Origin of the sequence: Exiguobacterium sp. s143, from assembly GCF_018618895.1 — a bacterium.
In the GTDB taxonomy this organism is placed as follows: Bacteria; Bacillota; Bacilli; order Exiguobacteriales; family Exiguobacteriaceae; genus Exiguobacterium_A; species Exiguobacterium_A abrahamii.
The window spans coordinates 300,616-310,729 of the sequence record NZ_JACSMX010000003.1 but is presented as its reverse complement, the minus strand read 5'-3'; the positions used below and the strand labels follow the sequence as shown (position 1 = coordinate 310,729).

Below are 10,114 nucleotides of genomic sequence, written 5' to 3'. Positions count from 1 at the left end.
AGTCACGATTGACGAAGCTTGCGCTTCATTCGTTTTTGTATTCCGTAGAATACGATTTTTGCCTCATCGTTCAGTTTTCAAAGTTCGTCTGCCGCCTTAGCGACTTTAATAGATTAACAGGTTGTTTTGATTATGTCAACCATGCTTTTTAAAAAACTTTTCAGCCCCAACGAACCGTTTATAAAAGGCGTCTCGCTGGAACATTTATTAATATAACAACAAAATTCGACAAACACAAGCATTATTTTAAAAAAACTTTGCAAAGAGTTTAAATCCTCTTCGCAAAGTCTTTACCTTCTTAACATGGCTCCTACTGTAAACGCGATATTCGCTGGACGTTCTGCTAACCGTCTCATCAAATACGTATACCAGTCCACACCATGCGGAACGTAGATAACGACACGATAACCTTGTCGAACTAACTTTTGTTGTCGTTTCGGTCGCATGCCTTGAAGCATTTGAAATTCAAACCGTGATGGATCAATCTGTTTCATTTTAGTAAAGTCAATGATTTGCTGAATGATCTGTTCATCATGTGTCGCGATTTGCGTGTAGTTCCCATTTAACAAATTGACTTTTACTAATTGAAGGTATGTCTCATCGACTGTCTTCTTCGGTTGAATATAGAGTTCATCGTCTCCATCGTATGCCCCTTTGACGACACGTATTGTTGCGTGAAGATACTCTAAATCAAAACGACTTCGATAGACGTTTGCTTGTAGCGCAATCCCGACGTTTGGATAGTGTTCATGTACGCGTTCGAAGACTCGGACGATCGACTCGACCATCATCGCTTCTTCCATATTGACTGTTACGCGCATGTTTTGTTGATCTGCAACCTCTGCAATACGACTTAACTGTTGATAGGCGATATCCGGATCAATTCTTAATCCGATCGATGTCAGCTTTAAAGATACTTGCGCGTCTAGATCATATGCTTTGATCTGTCCGATGACTTTGATGCATTCATCCGCGATATCTACCGCGTCCTGTTCTGTCTCGACGAACTCGCCTAAACAATCTATTGTGGCGGCTCGTCCATCTTGATTGAATTGTTTGACCGTGTCGAGTGTCTCTTCAGCGCCCTGCCCTCCAACGAATAACGTCCCACCAAGTGGTAATCCGACTTTTCTAGCTAGTTGAATCAACAGTCTGTTCTCAGCCAAGTATTCAAATACAGGTCCAGTAATCTGCTGTAACATCTGAATCACCCTCTCTCTTCTTCCTTACCCTCTCCTAACAAAAAAAACGTCTTTCTTCTATATAGAAGAAAGACGCAGTTTGGATTAGTGCAACCAGATGAAGTAACCGAGGAAGCCGAGTGACAACACGTACATGATTGGGTGCACTTCTTTTGCTCGTCCTTTCGCGATCATCGTGACCGGATAGAAGAGGAAGCCGAATGCAATCCCTGTTGCGATTGAATACGTCAACGGCATCATGATGACGGTCAAGAAAGCCGGAACGGCGTACTCGAATTTTTTCCAATCGATCTGGAGCAGTGAAGCTGCCATCAACACACCAACGATGATCAATGCGGGTGCTGTGACCGGTGCGGTGATGATTGCGAGCAATGGTGAGAAGAATAAAGCGAGACCGAAGAATAAAGCTGTGACGATCGCCGTCATTCCTGAACGACCACCTGCTGCAACCCCTGCACTTGATTCGATGTAAGAAACCGTCGTCGACGTTCCAAGGATCGAACCTGCTACTGTTGCTGTTGAATCAGCGATCAATGCGCGACCAGCGCGTGGTACTTTATTTTCTTTGATCAGACCGGCTTGGTTTGCTACCGCAACCAGTGTACCTGCTGTATCAAAGAAATCAACGAAGAAGAAAGTTAAGATGACGATCATCATTTGAACCGTGAAGATTTCATCGAAGTGAAGGAATGCTTGTCCAAATGTAGGTGCGATGCTTGGTGGTGCTGAAATGACTTCACCAAGACTTGTTGGAATCGGAATCAAACCGAAGATCATTCCAGCGACTGCCGTTAGGATCATTCCGAAGAAGATCGCCCCTTTGACACCACGCGTCATTAGGACCGCAGATACGACAAGACCAAATACCGCGAGAAGCGTTGTTCCTTTACTTAAATCACCAAGCGAGACGAGTGTTGCTTCATTCGCAACGACGAGACCACCTGTTTTTAATCCGATGAACGCGATGAACAATCCGATACCTGCTGCAACTGCCATTTTCAATGGTTCTGGAATCGCATTGATGATCATCTCACGAATACCTGAAGCTGTTAATACCATGAAGACGAGACCTGAGACGAGAACGCCTGAAAGTGCGGTTTGCCATGGAATACCCATTCCGATGACGACGCTGTAGGCGAAGAAAGCATTTAGTCCCATTCCTGGTGCGAGCGCGATTGGATAGTTCGCTAGTAATCCCATCGTAACGGAACCGATGATCGCAACGAGTGCTGTGGCACCGAAGACTGCTCCTGCGTCCATTCCTGCTTCGGCTAATGTATTCGGGTTAACGAATAAGATATACGCCATCGCGAAGAATGTCGTCATGCCGGCGATGAACTCTGTACGCATGTTCGTACCAAGCCCATTGAAATCAAAGAAACGCGCAATCGCATTTTCTTTTGCTTTCGGTTGGTGTGGCTGTTTCAATTGTGTGCTCATGATTGCCTTCCTTCCAAATAAGCCGTCTCCTTGAAAACAAAAAACGGCCCTTACCTAAGCGGTAAAAGCCGTTTCAATAAGCGCACGATGCTGCGTGTGCGCCGTAGTAGGAACCTTTACGGTGTTCCTGTAGAGACTTCCGGGCCCTATCCCCAGAATTATACGGCATTATTTATGTTTTTTTAGTGGTATGAAAAATAAGAACAGACACATCGTAGCACGGTCAAATTCATGGGTCAACCATAAAAACGAAATTTAACCACTTAATTTATCCGAACGTTCGGTTTTGTAAGCGTTCTTCTGTTCGGAATTTATCATGATCCATTTCGATAGTTGTAGTGTCATTGGGAATTTTCCGAGTAAAACTAAAATTAGAATCGTCATCACACCAACCCCTATACCATGCCAAATCCCGACATTATTATAAAACGATATCGCAACCAACGCTTTTACAATAAAACCGTGTCCGACATAAATCGGTAATGTATGAGCACCCAGTGTTGTTCCAATTCCATCTCGTCGTGGTATCCAAGCAAAAAAAGCGCAGACTAAAAGCAGTTGCAAACCATACAAAGAAAGTCGAATACCTGCTCCTTCTAAACCGAGACCCATAGGAGCATAACCGCTTGTACCACTCAACAATTGAAAGTTCAAAATCTCTGGGTAACGTAACAGTAGGATGATTGCGATTCCGCCCACCCCTAATCCAAAAACCTTTGCGCCACCCGACGTCGGAAAGGTTAACTTGTGTCGTCGGAATGTATAGCCCAGTAAAAAGAATGGGAAAAACACGATAATCCGTGAAGCGCTGAGTGTCCAACCAATCGTTTCAAAAAAGCCGAGATAAACACTGATCACGATGCTTCCCGCGACAAAGTACCATAATGACACTTGTAGAAAGTGATTGATCCAGACGATTACCCACAACACGAACGTCCATATAAACACCGCAAACAGATACCAATAGATATAAGCTGGTTGCAACGTCCAAAACGCATATTGTGTGATTCCCATCCACTTTGTCACTGCGACGAATAGCGTTTGTACAAGTAGAAACAGTACAAGATAGTCTAGTGTGAGTCGAAGAAGACGAGATGTCGTCATCCGTCCCTTTGTAAAATAGCCGGAGATGAAGATGAATGCCGGCATATGAAACAGATAAATGAAATGAAACAGGTTCGTCATACCGACATCTATTGAAATCATCGGTTCAATCAAATGACCGAATACGACGAGCGTAATCAATCCGAATTTTGCATTATCCCAATATGCATCACGTTTGTTCATAACGAATGTCCTTACCTAATCCTTTAGAATAATAAGCTCCATCTCATAGTGTAGCAGGAGATAACAAAAAAGCACCACGTTCTTTTACAGAAACGTGGTGCTGATCACTTATTACTCCCACTCAATCGTTGACGGTGGTTTCGATGTCACATCGTACAGGACGCGGTTAACGTTCTGGACTTCGTTGACGATTCGAACCGAGATTTTCTCGAGCACGTCCCATGGGATACGTGCCCAGTCTGATGTCATTCCGTCAATTGACGTGACAGCGCGGATTCCGACCGCATAGTCGTATGTCCGCTCATCGCCCATGACACCAACCGAACGGATTGGAGGAAGGACTGTGAAGTATTGCCAGATTTCGCGCTCGAGTCCTGCTTTTTTGATTTCATCGCGAAGAATGAAATCAGATTCACGGACGATTTCGAGTTTCTCATCTGTGATTTCACCGAGGACACGAATTCCGAGACCTGGTCCTGGGAACGGCTGACGCCACACGATTTCATCAGAAAGACCGAGTTCTTTCCCAAGTTCACGGACTTCATCCTTGAACAACGTGTTGATCGGTTCGATCAATTCAAACTGCATGTCTTCCGGCAATCCACCGACGTTGTGGTGTGATTTGATTGTTTGTGCCGTATCCGTACCGCTCTCGATAATATCCGTGTAGAGCGTACCTTGGGCAAGGAAGTCCATGTCCGTCAACTTCGAAGCTTCTTCGTCGAAGACGTAGACGAACTCGTTGCCGATGATTTTACGTTTCTGCTCTGGATCTGAGATACCACGGAGTTTGTCGAGGAAACGGTCCTGGGCATCAATCTTGATGACGTTCATGTGGAAGTGATCCGCGAATGTCTTCATGACGCTCTCCGCTTCACCCTTACGCAATAAACCGTGATCGACGAACATACATGTCAATTGATCACCGATTGCTTTGTGAATCAAGGCTGCGACGACAGACGAGTCGACACCACCAGAAAGTGCACAGAGGACTTTTTTGTCGCCAACTTGTTCTTGAATCTTCGCTACTTCGATTTCGATGAAGTTCTCCATCGACCAATCGCCTGCACATTTACAGACTTCAAAGAGGAAGTTCTTGAGCAATTCTTTTCCGAAGACCGTATGGTTCACTTCCGGGTGATACTGAACACCGTACATTTTCAATTCTTCGTTCTTGATCGAAGCGATCGGACATGACACGTTCGTTCCATCGACGACGAATCCGTTTGGCACAGATGTGACGAGGTCGCTGTGGCTCATCCAGACCGTTTGTTCAAGCGGTAGGTTCGCATACATCGGTGACGGGTCTTGTAACGTCAATGTGGCTTTTCCATATTCACGATGTCCCGCACGTTCTACTGTTCCGCCGAAATGTTGTGACATGAGCTGCATGCCGTAACAGATCCCGAAGATTGGAATACCGAGGTCGAAGATTTCTGGGTCACACCGGTACGCATCCTCTGCGTAGACGCTACGTGGACCACCTGAGAAGATGATACCAGCAGGTGCGATTTCTTTTACTTCTGCTGCAGTGATTTTATGCGAATGCAATTCACTGTAGACACCAAGGTCCCGAATACGACGTGTGATCAATTGATTGTACTGTCCTCCAAAATCGAGGACGAGAATCATTTCCTGGTCCAAATGTGCTTCCAAATCTGTTCCCGCCTTTCTGATTTCATGCGCACCCTATGAAAAAAGCCCACTCTTCGCCCATGGATAAAATGGAAAAAGAGCAGGCCGCTTCACAAAAAAATGTATACGAAGGGTCTGCTCCTTCATAGTCAGGTCGTTTAAGGTGACCCGGTAGAGACTCTCGCGCCATATTCGCGAGTATATACAAAGGAGATTGCATGTGTGTGATTTACGTTGTTCCCATTGTAACTGTATCGTTTCGTAAATATCAACCCTCTACATGACGAATGATATTTTCGAAATATTCACGTTTTTTCTCAGCCGATAGTGATTCTCCACCATAGACCATCCGTTCGTAAGCATCCGTCAACGGTCGCATCGCATACGTCTCGTAGTACCCATCGACTTCGTGAGCGAGTTCCGCAAGCGTCCGACCATCTTGATAATGGAATCCTTTTTTATCAAGACGTCGTAAGAGGTACCGGTACATCCGGCGGAATCCTTCCGGTCGCTCGATTTGTCTCCGGAAGAAGAGAATCGCGAGTGTTCGAATGATTGGTTTTCGGAACAAGTACAGGAATAAGAGAGCAAGTGCCGTCAGGAAAATCGGCCAAAATGGAATTGACTTCTGCTCCGTCTGTCCAGCGCTAGTCGTCTGTTCTTCATCAAGAAGATTTTCTTGCGGACGATTTGGCGTCGTTGTCTCCGTATTATCTTCTGTCTCACGTTGCGGATTTGCTTGTTCCGTCTCATTATCCGTTTCCCGATCGATCGTGTATTGTCCTGCTCCATCGAAACTGACTGTTGGCTCAAGCGGTACCCAGCCTGGTCCTTCGATATACACTTCGACCCACGAGTGCGCATTTTTATTTCGCACTGTATAACTCGTCACGGCAGCTCCGATGACGTCGGATTCGCCTCCCGTGAACCCTTTCACCCAGCGTGCGGGTAACCCGGCTGCCCGTAGCAAAACAGCAGCCGACGTCGAGAAGTTATCACAGTATCCGAGCTTCGTCTCGAATAGGAATTGATCGACGTAATCTTGATTTTCTCCTGGTACGGCAACTTCCTCCGTATTGTATTCAAAGTTCTCTTCTTCGAAATAATTTTCAATCGCCCGTGCTTTGTCCCACGGTGTCTCCTCACCCTCAACGATTTGTTCCGCTAAATCACGGACACGCTGTGGTAAACCATCCGGCAGTTGGAGATACCGCTCTGTTTCATTCTCCGATAAATTGACGGGTTCATCTGTCTGGAGTTGTTCTTCCGTAAAGAGCGGATACGAGTAGTCAATTTGATAATTGCGTTGACGATCCGCCTCGTCTAGATACGATATTTTTTGATTCTCTGGATCAACCAGTACATTTTGTCGTTGTTGATCGACCGAGACCCGGACGTTATCTCCGTTATATGGCACGAACGGTAATTCACGTGCCATCTCAAACGTCGCTGTTTCCTCACGTGTCTTGACTTCTCGCCCGAAGTGCGAGAAGAAACCCCGTCCATCGATTTCAGGATTCGATTCCGACAGCACCCAGCCTTTGCCGGTATAAATGTCTTTCGTCTCGACTCGCCAGTATCGGTTCCCTTCACTTTCGACCTGGAAGACTTCCCGATCGTCCATCTGGAACGGTCCTCCGAGTTGCTCGTCATTGTTACCGTAGCCAACCTTTTGAATCGCATTCGTCGGCTCTCCTTCACCTTCAAGCCCGGACGTCAAATCGTACCAACTGTCTTGCCATGTCGCATTGATGACAGGACTTTGGACAGCAGCGACGATGACGGCACCCATGATGAATAAGGCACTCAGCGGACGAACGTAAGAAGCGCGTGGTCGTTCGTTGACTTCCGTCGCATAGAGCAATAGCAAGGATAAGATGATCGGATAGAGAATGAATGTCTCTCCCGAGTAATCCGTCCATGTATCACAATAGGCGATGAACCCGATGACTCCGAAGGCAAGCCCGAAGACGAACCCACGATTCGGGAATGTCCGACGCGCGAGATACGCGATCAAAAAACTAATCAATCCGATCGAGAGCGCGAAAGCGGGTCGTCCTGGTAATTCACCATTGATGACACTCTGAATATCTGAACTGATTTCCGTAAAGATGCCCCATGGTGCTGCTCCCGGCGTCAAAATCAGATAGAACGACAGCAGTAATCCACCGAGACTTCCGAGTAAAAAGTAACGCCGCGATAGATGCGACAACAGCAACGGCAGAAACAGCATCGGTAAGAAGGACCAGAGATGCTCGAACGTCGTCAGTTCGAGAAGTGGTGGCATGAAACAAGTCAGGACGGCTGCCGCGATGGCGTTCCAAATCAAGCGTCGCATCATCGCACTCCCCTCCGTTCTGGTGTATAGACATGAACGGTGGCTTCTTGATTAATCTTCGAAATCCATAGTTCATTGTTCGATTCAAGATCCGGTGTGATGAAAAGGACGTTGCCACTCAATCGAAGTGCTTTTGACGAATACTCCCATGACTCGATGAACGTCCGCGTCCGACTCGGTTGCGCCGTCATCAGGTAATGCGTCAGTTTCGCTCCTTCAAGAGGTAACGACAACGATTGAACAGCATGTCCGACGAGGTGAATGCGGTAGCTCAGCCGTCGCTTGTTCAACTGATCCGTCGCTTCTGCCAGCATCGAGATGACGCGTTCGAAAGCTTCACCCGCTTCCGTACCCTCATCAAAGACGATCGTCGTCTCCCGTTCCTGCTCTCGCTCGAACGTCTTCGTCATTAAGCCTTGACGTTTCGCTGTCGCTTTCCAGTCGATCTGATTCATCCGGTCACCACTGACATATTCCCGGACCCCGACGACAGTAAAGGACGACTGACGAAGATCAAGCGACACAGGGGAGATTCCTCCATCGCCGCGATCCTCCTCATGCGGAAGTTGAACGGCAAGGCGTGCCGGTTCGATCGCAAGATACGTCTCGACCGGAAACATCCGCTTTCGTTTGAACAGCCCGAACGGATCCGTGATTTCAACGATACAGCCAGGAATCTGATACACCCCTCGACGAATCGATGGAATCGTGTAGTCGATGTGCTCTGTCTTTCGGTAGTGGGCACGGAGCGGACGACTAATATCGAGTTTTTCTTCACTGAGTTCGTTTGGAATCGCCTCCGTCACCTCGACGGCTCCGACCAGAAACGGGAAACGTCGGCGAACCCGCAAGGAAACCGGGATATCCGTTCCGGCAACGAGCATCTTATTTGAGACTTCGCGCGTCGCCAGTGCCTGCGTGACAGGCCAAACGAGGAAGAGCGTCCAGTAGACGGTCAAACCAGCCATGACATAAAACAGCAAGGAAGCGACATTTCCGCCATCGACGCGCGCATATGTCCATAAGGCAACCGTCGTCAAAAGGAGTACAGCGTAACGCCAACCAATTTGCCACTTCGTCATAGGGACTCCACGTCTTGTTGGATGGGTACAGCAACCTCTTTTTTGATTTGTTCTAAAATCCGTTCCGACGATTGACCGTGATAACGCGCGTCCGCTGTCAAAATCAAGCGGTGTGACAGGACCGGAATCAAGAGATGTTTGACATCATCCGGTAAGACGAAACTGCGTCCTTCCATGTACGCCCACGCTTGCGCGACTTTCATCAAGGCAATCGAAGATCGAGGACTCGCGCCGAGGTAGAGTGACCCATTCGTCCGGGTCGCTTGGACGAGATGGACGATATATTTTTTGACAGGCTGTGAGACATGGACGTTCTTGACTTCTTCTTTCATCTGGAGCAATTGCTCGCGACCAATCACCGCTTCGAGCGTTTCAATTGGTTCATCCCGTTCGAAACGTGTCAGTAGCTTCATTTCTTGTTGGAAATCAGGATAACCCATTTTGACTTTGACGAGGAAACGGTCGAGTTGTGCTTCTGGTAACGGATACGTTCCTTCATGTTCAATCGGGTTTTGTGTCGCCATGACGAAAAAGGGATTCGGAAGCGTATGAATCTCACCATCGACGGTGACGTTCGCTTCCGCCATTCCCTCGAGTAAGGCAGATTGAGTTTTTGGTGATGTTCGGTTGATCTCATCGGCTAAGACGATGTTCCCCATTAGAGGACCCGGTCTATATTCGAATTGGCTAGTTTTCTGGTTATACATCGATACACCCGTCAAATCTGACGGAAGTAGGTCTGGCGTGAACTGAACACGTTTGAAGGTCAACCCGATCGATCGGCTGAACGCACGGACGAGCATCGTCTTCCCGACTCCCGGTACGTCTTCTAATAGGACGTGACCGCCCGCTAGTAGTGCTGCCAATGATTGTGTGATGACATCTTCCTTACCGATGATGACTTTCTCTACGTTGTCGATAATCGCTTGAATCTCCTTAGTGTATGTTCGCATTGTCAGGCCCCTTGCTCTCGTAGTAGTTGAATTTTCTGACTTTTTATATCATCTCATATTCCGCTACGCTTTTAAAGAAATACGAGCAGTTTCTAGCACATGAAAAAGGGGGAACGCCGTAGCGTTTCCCCCTTATTTGTTTCAGGAACGAACACATGCCGTGATCCGTTCTTGAAC

General features: G+C 47.3%; 7 protein-coding genes and 2 riboswitches. All 7 genes read right to left on the bottom strand.

The window, feature by feature from the left end; translation table 11 throughout:
- Positions 1-290: 290 nt before the first annotated feature.
- Positions 291-1,202 carry a proline dehydrogenase family protein gene (locus tag KNQ03_RS12890; RefSeq protein WP_214725049.1) on the bottom strand — a complete coding sequence of 304 codons (912 nt, stop codon included), beginning with the start codon at positions 1,200-1,202 and terminating at the stop codon, positions 291-293.
- A gap of 84 nt (positions 1,203-1,286) precedes the next feature.
- Complete coding sequence (locus KNQ03_RS12885; protein WP_035398981.1) at positions 1,287-2,591, bottom strand: NCS2 family permease; 1,305 nt, start codon at positions 2,589-2,591, stop codon at positions 1,287-1,289.
- A gap of 135 nt (positions 2,592-2,726) precedes the next feature.
- Positions 2,727-2,828: riboswitch (purine riboswitch) on the bottom strand.
- Positions 2,829-2,897: 69 nt separating this feature from the next.
- Complete coding sequence (locus KNQ03_RS12880; protein ID WP_214725047.1) at positions 2,898-3,929, bottom strand: acyltransferase family protein; 1,032 nt, start codon at positions 3,927-3,929, stop codon at positions 2,898-2,900.
- A gap of 111 nt (positions 3,930-4,040) precedes the next feature.
- A complete protein-coding gene (guaA, locus tag KNQ03_RS12875; RefSeq protein ID WP_051353615.1) occupies positions 4,041-5,561 on the bottom strand; it encodes a glutamine-hydrolyzing GMP synthase in 1,521 nt (506 codons plus the stop codon).
- 129 nt (positions 5,562-5,690) lie between these two features.
- A riboswitch (purine riboswitch) is annotated at positions 5,691-5,792 on the bottom strand.
- 40 nt (positions 5,793-5,832) lie between these two features.
- Positions 5,833-7,905, bottom strand: a complete 2,073-nt coding sequence (locus KNQ03_RS12870) for a transglutaminase TgpA family protein (RefSeq protein ID WP_149426791.1) — start codon at positions 7,903-7,905, stop codon at positions 5,833-5,835.
- Positions 7,902-8,984, bottom strand: a complete 1,083-nt coding sequence (locus KNQ03_RS12865; protein ID WP_023467046.1) for a DUF58 domain-containing protein — start codon at positions 8,982-8,984, stop codon at positions 7,902-7,904. The genes KNQ03_RS12870 and KNQ03_RS12865 overlap by 4 nt, the downstream gene beginning before the upstream one ends.
- A complete protein-coding gene (locus KNQ03_RS12860; protein WP_064300630.1) occupies positions 8,981-9,937 on the bottom strand; it encodes an AAA family ATPase in 957 nt (318 codons plus the stop codon). Before KNQ03_RS12860 ends, KNQ03_RS12865 begins: the two co-directional genes overlap by 4 nt.
- Between the last annotated feature and the right edge of the window lie 177 nt (positions 9,938-10,114).